The following is a 17930-nucleotide window of genomic DNA, read 5'->3' as shown; positions in this document are numbered from 1 at the left end:
CGGCCGCGAACCCGGCAATACCGATCGGGCAGACCGTGCATTCCGAGCCGCCCGCCAACATGACGTCGGCATCTTCCATCGCGATCATCCGCGCGGCGTCGCCGATCGAATGCGCGCCGGTGGAACAAGCGGTGACGACCGCATGGTTCGGCCCGCGCAGGCCATATTTGATGGAAACCTGACCCGAGATCAGGTTGATCAGCCGACCATGCACGAAATGCGGCGACACACGGCGGGGCCCCTTGTTCGCCAGCACCAGCGACTCGCTCTCGATCCCCGGCAGACCGCCGATGCCGGAGCCGATCGACAGCCCGGCGCGGTAGCTTTCGGCTTCGCTCATCTCGGTCAGCCCGGCATCTTCCAGCGCCTGTCCCGCGGCGTCGATGCCATAGATGATGAACGGATCGACCTGGCGCTGGACCTTGTGGTCGACGCGCTTGTTCGGGTCGAACCCATATTCATGATCGGCGGGCTTCACCTCACAGGCGATCCGGCACGCCTGGTCCGACGCGTCGAATCGCGTGATCGGCCCCGCGCCGGATTTCCCGGCCAGGATGTTGGCCCAGACGGTTTCCACCTCGGCACCCAGCGGCGTCACGAGTCCCAGCCCGGTTACGACCACGCGACGCATGGCATTCTCCCAATCCATCATTCTGTTGGTTCAAAGTGCGGCAGCCAGATACCAAAACGGCCCCCCGGCCCAAAGTCACCCGGGGCGGGAGGCCGCGTTCGGCATCATCGTGTGGGGGACATGCCCCGGTAACGGATCAGGCCTGGTTGCTGTCGATATAGGTGATCGCATCCTTGACGGTGCCGATCTTCTCGGCTGCATCGTCGGGAATCTCGACACCGAATTCCTCTTCGAACGCCATCACCAGCTCGACGATGTCGAGGCTGTCTGCACCCAGATCGTCGATGAAGCTGGCGTCCTCGGTGACCTTCTCGGCTTCAACGCCCAGATGCTCGACAACGATCTTCTTCACGCGCTCGGCGGTGTCGCTCATGATCTTGTACCTTCCTTACGAACCTTGTGATTTGCATTCGCCCTAACCGCCGCACCCAGCGCTTGCAAGCGCTGGGTGCGGTCAGATCATCGCCATTCCGCCATTGACGTGCAAGGTCTGCCCGGTGACATAACCCGCCTCGCGGCTCGCCAGATAAACGACCGCCGCGGCGATATCGTTGCCTGCGCCCAGCTTTCCCGCCGGGATCTTGGCCGTCAGCGCGCTCTTCTGCGCATCGGGCAGGGCATCGGTCATCGCACTGGCGATAAACCCGGGCGCGACGCAGTTCACGGTGATCGACCGGCTCGCCAATTCCTGCGCCAGCGCCTTTGACATGCCGACCAGCCCGGCCTTGGACGCCGCATAATTGGCCTGCCCGGGATTGCCGGTGGTGCCGACGATGGAGGTGATCGAAACGACCCGCCCGAACCGTTGCTTCATCATCGGCCTGGCCGCCGCGCGGATCAGGCGGAACGCCGCTTCCAGGTTGACGGACAGAACCTGGCTCCATTCCTCGTCCTTCATCCGCATCGCCAGATTGTCGCGCGTCACGCCGGCATTGTTGACCAGGATGTCCAGCCGCCCACCCAATGCCGCCACCACCTGCGGCACCAGCGCGTCGACGGCCTGCGGATCGGACAGGTCGCACGGCACCGCGATATGGCCCTCGCCCGGCAGGGTCGCCAGAAACGCGTCCAGCTTGGCCTGATTGGATCCCGATACCGCCAGCACGGCGCCCTGCTCCGCCAGCGCCGTCGCGATCGCGGACCCGATCCCGCCCGACGCTCCGGTGACCAGCGCAGTCATTCCGCTCAGATCGAACATGTTTCTTCCTTCTCCCAACCCGGAACCGCGTTCACAGCGTCGCTGCAAACGCCTCGATATCGGACATCGTCGTCACGCTCACCGCTTTCGCCTCGGGCGCGATGCGCTTGACCATCGGGGTCAGCACCTTGCCGCCGAATTCGACGAACTCGGTCACGCCCGCCGCGAACATCGCCGCCACGCTTTCGCGCCAGCGCACCGTGCCCGTCACCTGCTCGACCAGCAACCGGCGGATCGTGTCGGGATCGGCGACCGGCCCCGCAGTGACATTGGTATAGACCGGCAGCAACGGCGCACGCAGCACGACATCGGCTAGCGCCGCCTCCATCGCCGCCGCCGCCGGCGCCATCAATGCGCAGTGGAACGGCGCCGATACCGGCAGCAGCAGCGCACGCTTGGCACCCTTGCTCTTGGCGATCTCCATCGCACGCTCCACCGCGGCGACATGACCGGATACCACCACCTGGCCGCCGCCATTGTCGTTCGCCGCTTCGCACACCTCGCCTTGTGCCGCCTCCGCGACCACGGCCTTGGCCGCATCGAAATCCAGGCCCAGCAACGCCGCCATCGCGCCCATGCCGACCGGCACCGCCGCCTGCATCGCCCGCCCCCGCAGCTTCAACAGCCGCGCGGTCGTCGGCAGGTCGAGCGCCTCCGCCGCGCACAAGGCACTATATTCGCCCAGCGAATGACCCGCGACATAGTCGGCCTTGTCCGCCAGCCGCACACCGCCCTCGCGTTCCAGCACGCGCAACGTCGCCAGCGCGTTGGCCATGATCGCCGGCTGCGCATTTTCCGTCAGGGTCAGGTCGGCTTCCGGCCCGTTCGCCATCAGCTTCGACAGCGCCTGCTTCAACGCATCGTCCACTTCCTGGAACGTCTCGCGCGCGACCGGGCTGGCGGCGGACAGCGCCTGTCCCATGCCGACCGCCTGGCTGCCTTGTCCGGGGAAAAGAAAAGCACGCATCGTCCGCTCACTTTCGGAAACCATCATGGACCGTCTCTGCCCGAACGCTATCGACGCCCGGACCGCACGCCAGCGGACTAGGCAAGCACGGCACGGCACGCAACCCGCTTGCCTTTTGCCGGTGTTTCCATCATGGACCCTGCATCAGAAGGCGTCGGGCCCGTCCCGCTGCTCCATGGTGTATTGAAGAAAGCCGGAGGGGCGTTCGCATGGGGCGGCGTCAGCGATCGGCCAAAGTGTAAGGACGTGAAGGCATGGCTCTGTATGAGCACGTGTTCCTCGCGCGTCAGGATCTGGCACAAGCCCAGGTCGACGCGCTTGCAGAAACCGCTACGAAGATCGTCGAAGAAGGCAAGGGCCGGGTCGTCAAGACCGAAACCTGGGGCCTGCGCGGGCTCGCCTATCGGATCGCGAAGAACCGCAAGGCGCATTATGTCATGCTGGAAATCGACGCACCGACCGGCGTCGTCGCCGAGCTGGAGCGCCAGACCGGCATCAACGAAGACATCATCCGCTACATGACCATCCGCGTCGACGCGCATGAATCCGGCCCGTCCGCGATGATGCGCCGGAACGAGCGCAGCGAGCGCGATCGGGGTGGCCGTGGTGGCGAACGGGGTGAGCGCAGCGAGCGCGGGCCCCGCCAGGATCGTGGCGATCGCCCCGATCGTGGCCCCCGCGACGACCGCGACGCGGCCTGACAGGAGCTAGAAACAGATGGCACGCCCATTTTTCCGCCGCCGCAAGAGCTGCCCCTTCTCCGCGAAGGACGCGCCCCGGATCGACTATAAGGACGTCCGGTTGCTCCAGGGCTTCGTGTCCGAACGTGGCAAGATCGTCCCCAGCCGCATCACCGCGGTTTCCGCAAAGAAGCAGCGCGAACTCGCCCAGGCGATCAAGCGCGCCCGTCACATCGGGCTGCTTCCGTACATCGTTAAGTAAGGAGCTGCCGCAATGGATGTGATCCTGCTCGAACGCGTTGAAAAGCTGGGCCAGATCGGTGACGTCGTCACCGTGAAGAATGGTTTCGCGCGTAATTTCCTGCTCCCCCGCAAGAAGGCGCTGCGCGCCAATGCGGCCAACAAGAAGGTCTTCGAGGCGAACCGCGCCAATATCGAAGCCGAAAACGTCAAGCGTCGCGATGTGGCGGCCGAAGATGCCAAGGGCATCGACGGCAAGACCATCACGCTGATCCGGCAGGCATCGAACACAGGCCAGCTCTATGGCTCGGTTTCGACCCGCGATCTGGTCGAGGCGTTCGAAGCCGACGGCGACAAGGTGACCAAGAACCAGATCGTCCTCGACAAGCCGATCAAGACGATCGGGCTGTCGACGGTTCGCATCGCGCTTCATCCGGAAGTGTCGGTGACGATCAAGGTCAACGTCGCCCGTTCGCCGGAGGAAGCCGAACTGCAGGCGCAGGGCGTCGACGTGATGTCGTCGATGTTCGAACGCGACGAAGCCGGCTTCACCGAGGACTATGATCCGAACGCGGAACCCGGCGAAATCGCCGTCGACGCGCCGGAAGACGAGACCGCGAACGAAGGCTGAGGCTTTCGACCGTCGGACCAGAAAAGCCGCCCGGAGCGATCTGGGCGGCTTTTTTCTTATGGTCTGAACCGCTGCATTTGCATCGTTCACCGTGGACGATCATCGCGCGCCAGCACATGGCCTGCGTCATCGCCGATCCAGGCTCGCGGGCTTTGCCGCGCTGGGTCTTGCCGGCGCCCCTGCAACACACGGGGCGGCACGAAGCCGGCGTGCTCCCGGCATCGCTATCACCATCGACGACTTCGATCTGTCGAATGCCATGCTGATGAGCGGTCAGGACCGCGATGCAGCCATCCGCGCAACGCTGAAACGCCACAAGATCAAAGCGGCGGGGTTCGTGGCAGGAAAATATATCGACGACAGGCTCAGCCTGCCCATGCTCTCGGCATGGTCAAATCACGGCCACATGCTTGGCAACCACAGTTTTTCTCATCGCTATTTCAGTGGCGAGAATCCCGACGGGTTGATGGCTGACATTGCACGGTGTGAGCAATTACTGTCATCCGGTCCGGGTTTTCGAAAACTATTCCGCTTTCCTGGTCTCGCGGAAGGCAATGACGCCGCCGGCTGCGACCGGATGCGCGCACTTCTGAAACAGCATGGATATGCAAACGCTTATGTAACGATCGACACGTCGGACTGGTATATTGATAACCGGCTCAAAGCTCGTCTGAAGGCTGATCCAAGGGCGTCGGTCGTCGCCTACAAGCGATTTTATCTGGACCATATCTGGGGCGCCTGCTTCTACGATGGTGTGGCGCAGTCGCTTTTCGGGCATTCGATCGATCACACGATCCTGCTCCACCATCGCCTGACCTTGTTCCTTGACGATCTGCTCGCGATGTTCCGTGCGCGTGGCTGGCGGCTGATCGATGCGCACGCTGCATTTGCCTCTTCCCCATTTGCTCTGGAACCCGATACACTACCGGCCGGGCAAAGCCTGCTTTGGTCGCTGGCAAGAGCCGATGGCCGTTTCGGTACGCCGTTGCGCTATCCCGGTGAGGACGGCGACTATGAGGCACCGAAGATGGATGCTGCGGGCCTCTGACAAGACAGTGCCGCGCGCACCGCCTGAAAACCGGCCTGCGCGCAATTCCTCCAAGGCTCGGCCCGCTCCTGAACACCACCTGCCGAACCGCTTCTCACCATCGGCCAGGATCAGCGCCGATCCCTCAACACCCCATCAGCGCCAGCACCTCGCGGCGGCTGCGTTCGTCCTGGCGGAACGTGCCCATCATGCGACTGGTGACCATGCCGACGCCAGGCGTGCGGACGCCGCGCGCGGTCATGCAGGCGTGGCTGGCTTCGATCACGACCGCCACGCCCTTGGGCTTCAGCGATTCCCAGATGCAATCCGCAACTTCCGCCGTCAGTCGTTCCTGGATCTGCAACCTGCGGGCAAAGCCGTGCAGCACCCGCGCGAGTTTCGATATGCCCACGACATGATCGCGCGGCAGATAGGCGATATGCGCCTTGCCGATGATCGGCGCCATATGATGCTCGCAGTGCGACTGGAACGGAATATCCTTCAGCAGCACGATCTCGTCATACCCGCCGACCTCCTCGAACACGCGCGACAGGTGGACACGCGGGTCTTCGGTATAGCCGTGGCAATATTCCTTCCACGCCCGCGCCACCCGCGACGGCGTGTCGAGCAATCCCTCGCGCCGCGGGTCGTCGCCGGCCCAGCGGATCAACGTGCGGATCGCGTCCTGCACCTCGTCCGGCACCGGAGTCTTTGCGGGTGGGGCGATGATGTCGCCTGTGTCCGCGCCTGTATCGCCCTGTGTCACCCTGCTCTCTCCTCGCCCCGACGACCATGGTCGCCCCCGCATGTCAAAAAGGGCGACGGAGCCCGCGCTCCGCCGCCCCTTTATGTGTTCCGGATCCGGTGGACGATCAGGCCTGCTGATCCATCCAGATCATCCAATATTGCGCCAGGCCCGCGCGCGGGCCGGTCGTCACCTGGGCGAAGGCCTGCTTGGCAGCATCCTTCTGCCCCGCCTTCGCCAGCGCCATGCCCAATCGGGTGTTGACCAGGCCGGCATCGACGCCGCCCTTGGTCAGCGCCAGCTTGTACATTTCCGCCGCATTCGCCCAGTCGCCATAGCCGAGATAGGCGTCGCCCGTCGAAACGGCGGTCTTGCCGGTGCCCTTCGGCCCCTTCGCCGCGGTCGCGGCAGCGCCCAGCGATGCCTTGTCGGCCGCGACCTTGCCGGACACAATACCGCTGAGTTCGGCCGCGTTGCCGCCCTTGGCCAGGTTGATGACGCCCGCGCGAGTGCCTTCGTCCAGCACCGCCTTGGCTTCACCCGGATAGCGGAGATATGTCGCCAGGACATATTCCATATAGTCACCCTGGCCCTTCAACGCGCCGGCAACCCGCTGCAACCGCATCAGATCCAGTTGCCCGTCCGCGTCCATCGGGTTCAGTTCCCGATAGGTGACCAGCGAGTCGCGCCAATTGCTCGGCGTCGGATAATCCTTGACCCACGCCTGCGTCAGCGCCGCCGTCTGCTGTGGCATTTTGGCGGTATATGCCATGTTGATGCCGCGGCCATACCAGTCGCTCGGCACCTTCGTGCCGGCGGCGCGCTGCTTGTCGATCGCGGTCTGCAGCGTCTGCAGCGCCTGCGGCGTCTTGTTCTGGCGTGCCTGCGCCTCGACCAGCAAGGCGTAGGCGTCGCTATTGTTGGTCTTCAGTTCGATCGCCTTGCTGAGCATCTGCTCCGCCTTGGCGTAATTCTTCGCCTGATACGCGGTCTGCCCGCTCGCCAGATACAGGGTGGGAAGCTGGTCGGCAGGCGCACGATTGCTCGCGATCAACGCATCAATGGCCGCGGCCTGCGTCGCGGGGTTCTTGTCGATCTTCGACAGGTCCAGCATCACGGCGGCGACGAAGTATTTCTCTTCATCGGTCTTGGCGGCGGCGTTCGCCTCGGCGACCTTGGCGGCCCCCGTCGTGGCATCGCCCGCCTGGATCGCGGTCTGTGCCGCGGCCAGCGGATCGCGCACTTCCTTGCTCAGCTTCGGGCCGGCGGGCGCCGCTTCCTTCTTGGCGGCGTTCGCCGGCTGGACCATCACCGCCGCGCCGCCCATTGCCAGCGCGATACCCATCGCAGTCGTGGAAAAATGCTTCAACGCCATACAGCCTCCTTCGGACGGCGCTTGAGGCCCCGTCTTGATCCCGATCATAGCTAATGTCACCCCGGCGGCGGCACAAGCCATGGCGCCGATCTTGCTGCCCGTGTCGCGCTGAACACGGATTGAACCGCCGTCTTGGCCATGGCGCCTGCAATCGGCTAGGCCATGCGCATGATCGCCATCGTCTCCCCCGCAAAGTCACTCGATTATCTGTCGCCGCTCCCACCCGTCCACGCGACCGTCCCGCGCTTCGCGGCGGAAGCCGAGGCATTGGCGAAGGCGGCGGCAAAGCTCACCAAGCCGAAACTCGCCACGCTGATGCACATTTCCGACAAGCTGGCTGCGCTCAACGTCGATCGCTACCGCGGCTTTGTCGACCAACCCGAGCGGCCGGCCATCTACGCCTTCGCCGGCGACGTCTATACCGGGTTCGAGGCGCGCTCGCTCGAACCGGAGGCGATCGATTATGCACAGGATCATCTGCGCATCCTGTCGGGTCTCTACGGCCTGCTGCGCCCACTGGATGCGATTCGTCCCTATCGCCTGGAAATGGGCACCCGCTGGGCGCCCGGTCGCACGAAGGACATCTATGCGCATTGGGGCGCGCGGATCGCCGACCTGCTCGCGCATGACCTGCACAAGGAGGGGTCGGGCATCCTCGTCAATCTTGCCAGCCAGGAATATTGGCAGGCGGTTGCCCCCACTCCGCCCGCCGGCGCCACCATTCTGACCATCGATTTTCGCGACGATGGTCCGAACGGACTCCGCTTCAACAGCTTCGCCGCCAAGCGCGCGCGCGGCATGATGGCGCGCTACATCTGCGAACATCGCATCACGGATGTCGCGGGGCTGAGAGCGTTCGATAGCGACGGCTATGCCTATACCGCCGACGGATCGGACGAAGCGACCCTCCGCTTCGTCCGCGCCCGGTGATCGCATGGTGATCGCTTCCGGGGAAACCGCCATCGTCATCGGCGCTACCGGCGGGATCGGCGCGGCGCTGGTCGCCGCACTGGAAGCGGATGGCACCCGCGTGCATGCGTTCGCGCGTGGCAACGGGAACCCGATCGATATCCTTGACGAAGCATCGGTCGCGGCCGCGGCGGCGCGGGTGGCGGATGGACCGCCGCCGCGCCTGGTCATCGTCGCGACCGGGATGCTCCACGAACCGGGCATCATGCCTGAACGGTCGCTGCGCGATCTGGACACGGACCGGTTGGCGCGCAGCTATGCGGTCAACGCGATCGGACCCGCGCTGGTCGCCAAGCATTTCCTGCCCTTGCTCCCCCGCGATGGTCGATCTGTATTCGCCGCACTGGGTGCGCGCGTCGGCAGCATCGGCGACAACCGGCTCGGCGGCTGGACCGGATACCGGATGGCGAAGGCGGCGCTGGCGATGCTCATCCGGAACCTGGCGATCGAAACCACCCGCCGCGCACCGGGTGCGATCTGCGTCGCGCTTCACCCCGGCACGGTGGAAACCGGGCTCAGCCTGCCGTTCCGCAGGAATCTGGCGGAGGGGCAGTTGACCGCGCCTGCGGATGCCGCCGCCAATCTGCTGCGCGTGATCGCCGCGCTGACGCCGGCGGACAGCGGCAATGTCCTTGCCTGGGACGGGCAGACCGTCGCCCCCTAAAGCGGTATGCGGGGTGGTGTTACGGCGGCGTTTCGTCTAGAGAAACGGGCGTTCCGGACGTACCGGATGCTCCCGCTCACAACCCACGGAAACTGACTTGGCCAGCACGCCGCCGATCGCACAGAATAGCGACATTTCCCCGGTTTCCATCGTCGATGAAATGAAGTCGAGCTATCTCGACTATGCGATGTCGGTGATCGTCAGCCGCGCGCTGCCCGACGTGCGCGACGGATTGAAACCAGTCCACCGCCGCGTCCTCTATGCGTGCCAGGAAGGCGGGTTCGTCCCCGGAAAGCCCTATCGCAAGTCCGCGAAGATCGTCGGCGACGTGATGGGCAATTACCATCCGCACGGTGACAGTTCGATCTACGACGCGCTGGCACGGCTGGCGCAGGACTGGTCGATGCGGGTGCCGCTGATCGACGGGCAGGGCAATTTCGGGTCGATGGATCCCGATCCGCCCGCGTCGATGCGCTATACCGAGGCCCGGCTGGCGAAGGTCGCGATGACCCTGCTGGAAGATATCGAGAAGGACACGGTCGACTTCCAGCCCAATTATGACGGGTCGCGGGACGAACCCACCGTCCTTCCCGCGCGTTTTCCGAACCTGCTGGTCAACGGTGCCGGCGGGATCGCGGTCGGCATGGCCACCAACATCCCCCCGCACAACCTTGGCGAGGTCATCGCCGCCTGCAAGGCGTATATCGCCGATGGCGGCATCACGTCCGAACAACTTCACGAAATCGTGCCCGGTCCGGACTTCCCGACCGGCGCGACGATCCTTGGCACCGGCGGCGCGCGCAACGCCTACACCACCGGGCGCGGGTCGATCATCATGCGCTCGTCCTGGATCGTGGAGGAAAGCCGCGGCGAAAAACGCGCGATCGTCCTGACCGCGATCCCGTATCAGGTCGGCAAGAACCGCCTGGTCGAGTCGATCGCGGAGGCCGCAAAGGAGAAGCGGATCGAGGGTGTCAGCGACATCCGCGACGAATCGAACCGCGAAGGCGTCCGGATCGTCATCGAACTCAAACGCGACGCCACGCCCGACGTCGTCCTCAACCAGCTCTGGCGCCACACGCCGGCGCAATCCTCTTTCCCGGCCAACATGCTCGCGATCCGCGGCGGCCGACCGGAACTGCTCAACCTGCGCGACATCATCGAGGCGTTCGTCCGCTTCCGCGAACATGTCATCACCCGCCGCTCCAAATATGAACTGCTCAAGGCGCGCGAGCGGGCGCACATCTTGCTGGGGCTGGTGGTCGCGGTCACGAACCTGGACGAGGTGGTGAGGATCATCCGTGGTTCCTCCAGCCCGGCGGAGGCGCGGGTCCGGCTCAGCCAGCGCGAATGGCCGATCGCGGAAATCGCCAGCTATATCCGCCTGGTCGAGGCGGTCGAGGCCGAGATCGAGGGCGACACCTACAAGCTGTCCGACATTCAGGTTCGCGCCATTCTCGATCTGCGCCTGCACCGCCTCACGGCGCTCGGACGCGACGAAATCGGCGACGAGTTGCAGAAGCTGGCCGATTCGATCGGCGAACTGCTCGCCATCCTCGGTGACCGCGCGAAACTCTATGAGGTGCTGGAGGGCGAACTGGACCAGATCAGCGCCGCGTTCGCCACGCCGCGCAAGACGCTGATCGCGCCGGCCGGCGACGATATCGACGACGAGGACCTGATCGAGCGCGAGGACATGGTCGTCACCGTCACGCTCGGCGGCTATATCAAGCGCACCCCGCTCGACGCGTTCCGGACACAGGCGCGCGGCGGCAAGGGCCGATCCGGCATGGCGACGAAGGACGAGGACGCCGTGACCCGGTTGTTCGTCACCTCCACCCACACGCCGGTCCTGTTCTTCTCCAGCCATGGCAAGGTGTATCGCAAGAAGGTCTGGCGCCTTCCCGAAGGGGCGCCGCAGGCGCGTGGCCGCCCGATGATCAACCTGCTGCCGCTTGCCACGGGCGAGACGATCACCTCGGTGCTGCCGCTGCCGGAGGATGAGGCGGAATGGGCGAAGCTGCATGTCGTTTTTGCGACGGCGCATGGCGGCATCCGCCGCAACGCGATGGATGCGTTCGCCAATGTTCCGACCAACGGCAAGTTCGCCATGCGGTTTGACGAAGATGCGACCGATCATCTGATCGGCGTGGCGTTGCTTACCGAATCCGATGATGTGCTGCTCGCCACCCGCGCCGGGCGCGCCATTCGCTTCGCCAGCACCGACGTCCGCGAATTCCAGAGCCGCACCTCCACCGGCGTTCGCGGCATTGCGCTGAAGGACGGCGATGCCGTGATCTCGCTGTCGATCCTGCGCGGGTTCGACGCCTCGACGGAGGAACGCGATGCCTATCTGCGCGCCGCGCCGTGGAAGGAGAATGGCAGCGAACCGACGCTGTCGCCCGAACGCATGACCGAATTTGCGGAAGCGGAGGAGTTCATCCTGACGGTTTGCGCCAATGGCTATGGCAAGCGCAGTTCCGCCTATGAATATCGCCGCACCAACCGCGGCGGACAGGGGATCACCAATATCGACAATCTGGCGCGCAACGGCCCGGTCGTGGCCAGCTTCCCCGCCCATTCCGGTGAACAGCTGATGCTGGTGACGGATCAGGCGAAGCTGATCCGCATGACGGTCGGCGATACCCGCGTCATCGGCCGCAATTCGGCCGGTGTGAAACTGTTCGACGTGTCGACCGGCGAACATGTCGTCGCGGCCGCACGGATCGAGGAAAGCGAAAGCGAAGCCGAAACGGTGCCTGGCGTCGAAGCCGATTTCACGACGGCGGTCGATCCTGACGGCACGGGCACGGACGAAGCATGACGGGGGTCCCCTCCCTCCAGATCGGCGGCAACGCCCGCGCGCGCGTTCGACCTGTCAGGACGGGCGCGCTTGCCGCCCTCCTCCTGCTTGCCGCCTGCGATCCGTTTCAGCCCGACAATGTTCAGGCCGTGATCGTGACGCCGGAAGGTCAGTGCGAAAATCTCGGCGGCACCCCCGCCACCCGGCCGGCGAAGGACGGCACGCGGTGGAAGGTCTGCACGTTCCGCGATACGCGCGTATGCGATCTCGGCAAACTCCGGATCGACAATCGCTGCTATACGACCGTTCCGGAGACCGCGCCCGGCAACTGATGCCGTCCGTCGGCATCCAGCGGCAACGGATCGACCGCGGTCACCGCCGTCCAGGGCAATCCGGTATAAAGATGCGGGAACAACTGCCCGCCCCGCGCGGGTTCCCAGCGCAGCGGTTCGGGCAGCTGATCGGGGTCGATTGTCACCAGCACCAGGCCGTCTCGCCCTGCGAAGTGCTTGGCCAAGGTCGCAGCGGTCTGATCCGCCGTCGAAAAATGGATATACCCGTCGGCAATATCGATCTCGGCGCCCGCAAAGTGGCCGGTTTCGCGAAACGTCGTGGCCACCTCGGCGGTCATGACCTTGTAGACCGCATCACCCATGGCTCGTCTCCCTCTTCGTTCCGGCCGCGCGCGGTCCGTTGATCGCCATCGCCTTTGCGACAGTGCCGGGCTAGGAGCAACGTCATGTCTCATCAGATTCACATCATCGGCGGTGGCCTGGCCGGGTCCGAAGCCGCTTGGCAGTTAGCCGAAGCTGGCATCCACGTCCGTCTTTCGGAAATGCGGGGGGTGGAGGGCACGCCCGCGCATCACAGCGACGATCTTGCCGAACTCGTCTGCTCCAACAGTTTTCGTTCGGACGATCCCGAACGCAATGCCGTCGGCCTGCTTCATGCGGAACTCCGCGCGCTGGGCTCGCTGATCATGCAACAGGCGGACATTCACAAGGTCCCCGCCGGTTCCGCGCTGGCGGTTGATCGCGAAGCCTTCGCGGCCGGCGTCACCGCCGCGATCCAGGCGCATCCCCGGATCGATCTGGTTCGCGAACGTGTCGACACCCTTCCGGACGGTCCGGCGATCATCGCCACCGGTCCGCTCACCGCGGCTCCGCTGGCCGCGGCGATCGCGCAGGAAACCGGCGAGGACGCGCTTGCCTTCTTCGATGCGATCGCCCCAATCGTGCATTTCGACAGCATCGACATGGAAACCTGCTGGTTCCAGTCCCGCTGGAACAAGGGCGATGGCAAGGATTACATCAACTGCGCCATGAACAAGGACGAATATCTCGCCTTCCACGCCGGGCTGATTGCCGGCGAAAAAGGTGAGTTCAAGGAGTGGGAGAAGAACACCCCCTATTTCGACGGGTGCATGCCGATCGAGGTGATGGCCGAACGCGGCACCGACACACTCCGCTATGGCCCGATGAAGCCGGTCGGTCTGGATGACCCGCGCACGGGCCGCTGGCCCTATGCCGTCGTCCAGCTTCGGCAGGACAATGCGCTCGGCACGCTCTGGAACATCGTCGGATTTCAGACCAAGCTCAAACATGCCGAACAGGTCCGGCTGTTCCGAACCATTCCCGGCCTGCAAAATGCCGAATTTGCCCGACTCGGCGGGCTGCATCGCAACACCTTTCTCCAGGCGCCCAAGCTGCTGGACGCGACGCTCCGCCTGAAAAGTGCGCCGCATATCCGCTTCGCCGGACAGATTACCGGGTGCGAAGGCTATATCGAATCCGCCGCGATCGGCCTGCTCGCCGGGCGCTTCGCTGCGGCCGACTTGACCAACATGGTTCAGGCGGCGCCACCGGCCACGACGGCACTGGGCGCGCTGCTCGGCCATATCACCGGCGGCGCCGCGGCGGACAGCTACCAGCCGATGAACGTCAATTTCGGGCTGTTTCCGCCGCTCGCCGGCGTTGCGAAGAAAGTGGATCGCAAGCCGCTGATGGCCGCCCGCGCACGCGATGCGTTGCGGGAGTGGATGGCGGCCTGATCAACTCTCCTCGTCGCGATCGGCGGTCGTCGCCGGCGGGCACTTCGCCTTTCGCGGCGGTGTCTTGCGCACCACGCGCGTCGTCGCGAACTCGACCGGCGTCAGCACGCCGGATCTGTCGGCATCGGCGCCCGCGAACTTCGCGATCGCCTTGACCGAATATTCATCGAACGACAGTCGCCCGTCGCCATTGCTGTCCAGCTTCGCGAACGCCCGCTGCCGGCTTGCGAGATATTCGGCGCGGGCGACGCCGCCGTCCTTGTCCTTGTCATAGCGCCCGAACCGCTTCTCCTCCCGCGTGCGTGCGCTGGCGGACGGCGGGGTATCGATCGGGACATCCGGTTCGTCGTCCGCGGCGCGCGCTACGAGGGCCGGGATCGGGTCCGCCGCCCGTCCGCCGCTCTTCCACCAGAACATCGCTCCGGTCATCAACAGCATCGCTGCCGCCGCACCGATCAGAAACCGTCCCATCGACTTCCCCCCCGCAACCCCTCAGCGGCCGATCATGCGATACCGCATCATCCGCGCGATCCGCGACGGCGCCCCCTGCCGCCGCTGAACATCCGGCCCGGCCGCCACGTCGATCCGCGCCAACATGCCCAGCATCCCCAACGGCCGCAACCCGCGTGGTACCCGCCCATCCCACGCCGTCATCGCCCGTCCGGCCGCGGCCAGAGCCGCAATCCGCAGCCCGCGGTCGCGGCTCCCATGCGCCAGATCGACCAGCGCCCAGCCTGCGCCGGGCGCCCGCACCGCCTCCCCCGGCGCGTGCAGCAGATCGGCCGCAGCCGCGAACAGCGTCGCACCCCGGTCCAAACCATAGCTATCCAGCGCCACGTCGGACGGATCGGCGTCCAGCACCGCGCCCCAGCCTTCGGGCAGGGTCGCCAGCGTCGCACCGGCCACGCGCGGCAGCACCTTCTCTGCCACCGCCCGCAACAGCGGCTCCGCCGGTGCTGGTGCCTCGTCCAGACGCAGCAGCGCGTCGCGCCACCATGCCAACCGGATCGCGCCGACCGCAGGCTCGCTGGTCGTCGCCACGACATCGCCCAATCGCGCATCCAGCTGCCACAGCGTACCGATCGCGGCCCGCCACTGCGGTGGAACATAGGCCAGCATCAACTGGCGCTCGGCATCGACGACGCTATCGGCTTCGATCATCGGGCGTGAATAGCGAAGCCACGCCGGCGCGGCCATGGGGCGTCAACCGGATCTTAGGGCTTTTGGCGCACTCCGGCGCCGGTGCCGTTTGGCTCCGGGCCGGAACCGTCGTGTGATGCTCATTTCTTCCTCGTCATCACCCGCCTTTGGACGTCGGACCGTCACGGCGCTGCGTCGACTCGTCCGCAACGACTCCGGTAATGTCCTCATCCTCTCTGCCCTGATGTTGATGCCGCTGATCGCGCTGGTCGGATCGGCGATCGATCTCGGCCGTGCGCAACTGGCGCAATCCCGGTTGCAACTGGCCTGCGACGCCGCTTCGCTGGCGGGCCGCCGCGCGATGAGCAATGGCGCCGTCGACGCCCCCGTCCGCGCCGAGATCCAGAAATTCTTCCAGTTCAACTTTCCGCAGGGCGCGTATCAAACCCAGCCGTTCACCCTGAATATCACGAGTTCGATCGGCGGCGCCCCGATCGTGACCATCGCCGTCAGCACGACGATCCCGACCACGATCATGAAATTATGGGGGCATAACAGCATACCGGTGGCGGTGACCTGTAATGCCAATCAGGATTTCACGAACACGGACATCGTCCTGGTTCTCGATACCACCGGATCGATGGCCGACAAGGCCGTTTCGACCGATACCGACACCAAGATCGTGGCGCTGCGCAAGGCGGTGCTCGCCTTCTACGATCAGATGGCACCGGTTCAGGCGCAACTGACAGCGGCCAATCTTCGCCTGCGGTTCGGGATCGTCCCCTATTCCAGCAGCGTCAATGTCGGCAAGGCCATCCGCGGCGTCAACACCAGCTATATGCTCAGCGGCAACACGCCCTATCAATCGCGACGCATAGCCAGCCGCACCGACCTCAGCGATTACCAATGCGGCAATATCCCAGGATCCTACTCGGGCGGAACCTGCAAATACTTCACCTATGGCCGCTATGATGTCGACACCACCGCCTATCTTCAGGGCGGCACCATCGACATGACACCGATCATCGGTCGTGCGTCCACCAATAATGCCGCAAGACCATCCAATACGCAGTCGTCACAGATGACATCCTGGAAAGGCTGTATTGAAGAACGGCAGACGACAACAATGCTATCGACGGCGACGGCGATCCCCGGCGCGGCCTATGATCTCGATATCACCCGCATTCCGACCGATGATCCATCTCGGTGGAAGGCCTATTGGCCCGAGGCCGAATATATGCCGAACGGATCAAAACCCCAGGTCGCCTGTCCGGCCGAAGCGGCGCCGATGAAGGTCTGGACCCATGCCGAGATGTCGACCTATCTTGACAGCCTCCAGCCCGATGGTGGCACCTACCACGACAATGGCATGATGTGGGGCGCACGCTGGGCCGCGCCGCAGGGCATTTTCGCCAGCAGCAATCCATCCGTTTTCGCCGCCTTGCCGGTCAAGCGCTACATCATCTTCATGACCGACGGCGCATTCGATACCGGCTATGACGGCCTCTACACGACTTACGGCATGGAACGGTACGACCGGCGCGTGACCGGCGGCACCGATGAGGCGGATCAGCTGGCGCGACACAAGAACCGCTTCGATCTCCTATGCTCCCGCGCAAAGGAAGAGCCGCTATCCTATTCGATCTGGGTCGTCGCCTTCGCGCAGGCGCTGGACAACAGCATGATCAATTGCGCCAGCCCCGGCCAGGCATCCACATCCGCGAACTCCGCCGCGTTGACGGCCAAGTTCGGGGAAATCGCGCATTCGATCGGCGCGCTGCGGTTGACGCGATGATGCGCCATCGTGGCCCCATCCGGCGGATCGGCCGGGACGCTCGCGGCGTCACGGCGGTCGAATTTGCCCTGATCGCGGCACCGTTGTTCGTCGTCCTGTTCGGGCTCGTGGACCTGGGCTATCGGCAGCTTGTCGCCACCGTTCTGCAAGGCGCGCTGGATCAGGCGGCGCGACAGGTCACGATCGGCAACGTCACGTCGGATACCGTGGACACGTTCATCCGTGGCCGGATGTCGGCCTTCGCCGGCACGGTCACGATCGACAAGAAGACGTTCAACGATTTCTCGCGCGTCGGAAAACCGGAGAAGATCACCACGGACATCGCACCGATCGGCACCTACAATGCCGGTGACTGCTTCGAAGATCTGAACGGCAACGGCAGCTGGGATGCGCAAGGCGGCAAGTCCGGTGTCGGCGGGTCCGAAGACATCGTCTATTACACCGCCACCGCAACGTTCCGAACCGTGCTTCCGCTGCGCAACCTGTTGGGATGGCAGGAATTCGGCACCGCTACCGCGACCATGATGATGAAGAATCAGCCATTTGCCGGCCGGCAGGTACCGGCGACGATATGCAGTTGACCGCGCCGAAGCAGCACCCGATCCACCGGATCGGTCACGATCGGTCCGGGGTGGCTATGATCGAATTCGCCGTCGGCATCCCTTTGCTGCTGATGCTGGGTTTCGGCGGGATGGAGGTTGCCCGCTTCGCGCTCGCGACGCTGCGCATATCGGAAATCGCGATGACGGTCGCCGACAATGCCGGCCGCGTTCGCACCTCGATCGACGAGGCAGACATCAACGAACTTATGACCGGCGCCAAGATGATCGGAAACGGGATCGGATTTGCCGCCAACGGGCGTATCATCCTGTCCGACCTGGAACAGCGCACCACCACCAGCGGCGCCGGCGGCGTCGGGCCGATCACTGCGGACAACCCCAACGGGTACCGTCAGTGGATCCGGTGGCAACGCTGTTCCGGTGCGCTCAATGTCGCGTCCAGCTACGGCAACCCC

General features: G+C 64.8%; 21 protein-coding genes. 12 read left to right on the top strand and 9 right to left on the bottom strand.

Going from position 1 to position 17930, the window contains the following annotated elements; translation table 11 throughout:
• The 4 genes from VF649_RS02685 to fabD form a co-directional block, all read right to left on the bottom strand.
• On the bottom strand, positions 1-631 hold a 631-nt coding region (locus VF649_RS02685; RefSeq protein ID WP_331010417.1), incomplete at its 3' end, for a beta-ketoacyl synthase N-terminal-like domain-containing protein.
• A 136-nt stretch (positions 632-767) separates the two neighbouring features.
• The gene (locus VF649_RS02680; protein WP_331010416.1) at positions 768-1004 is read right to left on the bottom strand and encodes an acyl carrier protein; all 237 of its coding nucleotides are present in this window, start codon (positions 1002-1004) and stop codon (positions 768-770) included.
• An 81-nt stretch (positions 1005-1085) separates the two neighbouring features.
• Positions 1086-1829 carry a 3-oxoacyl-[acyl-carrier-protein] reductase gene (gene fabG, locus VF649_RS02675; protein WP_331010415.1) on the bottom strand — a complete coding sequence of 248 codons (744 nt, stop codon included), beginning with the start codon at positions 1827-1829 and terminating at the stop codon, positions 1086-1088.
• 31 nt (positions 1830-1860) lie between these two features.
• Positions 1861-2796 carry an ACP S-malonyltransferase gene (gene fabD, locus VF649_RS02670; protein ID WP_331010414.1) on the bottom strand — a complete coding sequence of 312 codons (936 nt, stop codon included), beginning with the start codon at positions 2794-2796 and terminating at the stop codon, positions 1861-1863.
• A 254-nt stretch (positions 2797-3050) separates the two neighbouring features.
• Here fabD and rpsF point away from each other — a divergent pair, with 254 nt between their 5' ends.
• The 4 genes from rpsF to VF649_RS02650 all read left to right on the top strand — a co-directional run bounded on the left by rpsF (position 3051) and on the right by VF649_RS02650 (position 5395).
• Entirely contained in the window at positions 3051-3497 is a 447-nt protein-coding gene (gene rpsF, locus VF649_RS02665) for a 30S ribosomal protein S6 (protein ID WP_331010413.1), read from the top strand.
• A gap of 16 nt (positions 3498-3513) precedes the next feature.
• A complete protein-coding gene (gene rpsR / locus VF649_RS02660) occupies positions 3514-3738 on the top strand; it encodes a 30S ribosomal protein S18 (protein WP_025292255.1) in 225 nt (74 codons plus the stop codon).
• Between the two features lie 12 nt (positions 3739-3750).
• Complete coding sequence (gene rplI / locus VF649_RS02655) at positions 3751-4347, top strand: 50S ribosomal protein L9 (protein ID WP_331010412.1); 597 nt, start codon at positions 3751-3753, stop codon at positions 4345-4347.
• 91 nt (positions 4348-4438) lie between these two features.
• Positions 4439-5395 carry a polysaccharide deacetylase family protein gene (locus tag VF649_RS02650; RefSeq protein WP_331010411.1) on the top strand — a complete coding sequence of 319 codons (957 nt, stop codon included), beginning with the start codon at positions 4439-4441 and terminating at the stop codon, positions 5393-5395.
• A 124-nt stretch (positions 5396-5519) separates the two neighbouring features.
• On the opposite strand, the gene folE is transcribed toward VF649_RS02650, so the two are convergent.
• Together folE and VF649_RS02640 are read right to left on the bottom strand one after the other, a co-directional pair.
• The gene (gene folE, locus VF649_RS02645) at positions 5520-6140 is read right to left on the bottom strand and encodes a GTP cyclohydrolase I FolE (protein ID WP_331010410.1); all 621 of its coding nucleotides are present in this window, start codon (positions 6138-6140) and stop codon (positions 5520-5522) included.
• 106 nt (positions 6141-6246) lie between these two features.
• Positions 6247-7494, bottom strand: a complete 1248-nt coding sequence (locus VF649_RS02640) for a tetratricopeptide repeat protein (protein WP_331010409.1) — start codon at positions 7492-7494, stop codon at positions 6247-6249.
• Positions 7495-7662: 168 nt separating this feature from the next.
• Here VF649_RS02640 and yaaA point away from each other — a divergent pair, with 168 nt between their 5' ends.
• From yaaA to VF649_RS02620, 4 genes are all read left to right on the top strand, one after another.
• Complete coding sequence (gene yaaA / locus VF649_RS02635) at positions 7663-8424, top strand: peroxide stress protein YaaA (protein ID WP_331010408.1); 762 nt, start codon at positions 7663-7665, stop codon at positions 8422-8424.
• Between the two features lie 4 nt (positions 8425-8428).
• Positions 8429-9127: an SDR family NAD(P)-dependent oxidoreductase gene (locus VF649_RS02630; RefSeq protein WP_331010407.1), complete on the top strand. Its 699-nt coding sequence runs from the start codon at positions 8429-8431 to the stop codon at positions 9125-9127.
• Positions 9128-9224: 97 nt separating this feature from the next.
• On the top strand, positions 9225-11951 hold the full coding sequence (gene gyrA / locus VF649_RS02625; protein ID WP_331010406.1) for a DNA gyrase subunit A: 2727 nt from the start codon (positions 9225-9227) through the stop codon (positions 11949-11951).
• Entirely contained in the window at positions 11948-12262 is a 315-nt protein-coding gene (locus VF649_RS02620) for a hypothetical protein (RefSeq protein ID WP_331010405.1), read from the top strand. Before gyrA ends, VF649_RS02620 begins: the two co-directional genes overlap by 4 nt.
• On the opposite strand, the gene VF649_RS02615 is transcribed toward VF649_RS02620, so the two are convergent.
• Entirely contained in the window at positions 12226-12585 is a 360-nt protein-coding gene (locus tag VF649_RS02615) for a DUF952 domain-containing protein (RefSeq protein ID WP_331010404.1), read from the bottom strand. The genes VF649_RS02620 and VF649_RS02615 overlap by 37 nt on opposite strands.
• Positions 12586-12669: 84 nt before the next feature.
• Here VF649_RS02615 and trmFO point away from each other — a divergent pair, with 84 nt between their 5' ends.
• A complete protein-coding gene (gene trmFO, locus VF649_RS02610; protein ID WP_331010403.1) occupies positions 12670-13980 on the top strand; it encodes a methylenetetrahydrofolate--tRNA-(uracil(54)-C(5))-methyltransferase (FADH(2)-oxidizing) TrmFO in 1311 nt (436 codons plus the stop codon).
• On the opposite strand, the gene VF649_RS02605 is transcribed toward trmFO, so the two are convergent.
• Both VF649_RS02605 and VF649_RS02600 read right to left on the bottom strand, forming a co-directional pair.
• Positions 13981-14451, bottom strand: coding sequence for a histidine kinase (locus VF649_RS02605; protein ID WP_331010402.1), 471 nt, complete (start codon positions 14449-14451; stop codon positions 13981-13983).
• 21 nt (positions 14452-14472) lie between these two features.
• Entirely contained in the window at positions 14473-15141 is a 669-nt protein-coding gene (locus VF649_RS02600; protein WP_331010401.1) for a squalene/phytoene synthase family protein, read from the bottom strand.
• Between the two features lie 34 nt (positions 15142-15175).
• Between VF649_RS02600 and VF649_RS02595 the strand changes: the two genes are divergently transcribed.
• The 3 genes from VF649_RS02595 to VF649_RS02585 all read left to right on the top strand — a co-directional run.
• A complete protein-coding gene (locus VF649_RS02595) occupies positions 15176-16915 on the top strand; it encodes a pilus assembly protein (protein WP_331010400.1) in 1740 nt (579 codons plus the stop codon).
• Entirely contained in the window at positions 16915-17496 is a 582-nt protein-coding gene (locus tag VF649_RS02590) for a TadE/TadG family type IV pilus assembly protein (protein WP_331010399.1), read from the top strand. Before VF649_RS02595 ends, VF649_RS02590 begins: the two co-directional genes overlap by 1 nt.
• A partial coding sequence (locus tag VF649_RS02585; protein WP_331010398.1) for a TadE/TadG family type IV pilus assembly protein occupies positions 17487-17930 on the top strand: 444 nt, incomplete at its 3' end. The genes VF649_RS02590 and VF649_RS02585, both read left to right, overlap by 10 nt.

This window comes from Sphingomonas sp., assembly GCF_036387535.1.
GTDB lineage: Bacteria > Pseudomonadota > Alphaproteobacteria > Sphingomonadales > Sphingomonadaceae > Sphingomonas_R.
This window is presented reverse-complemented; position numbering and strand designations above follow the sequence as displayed.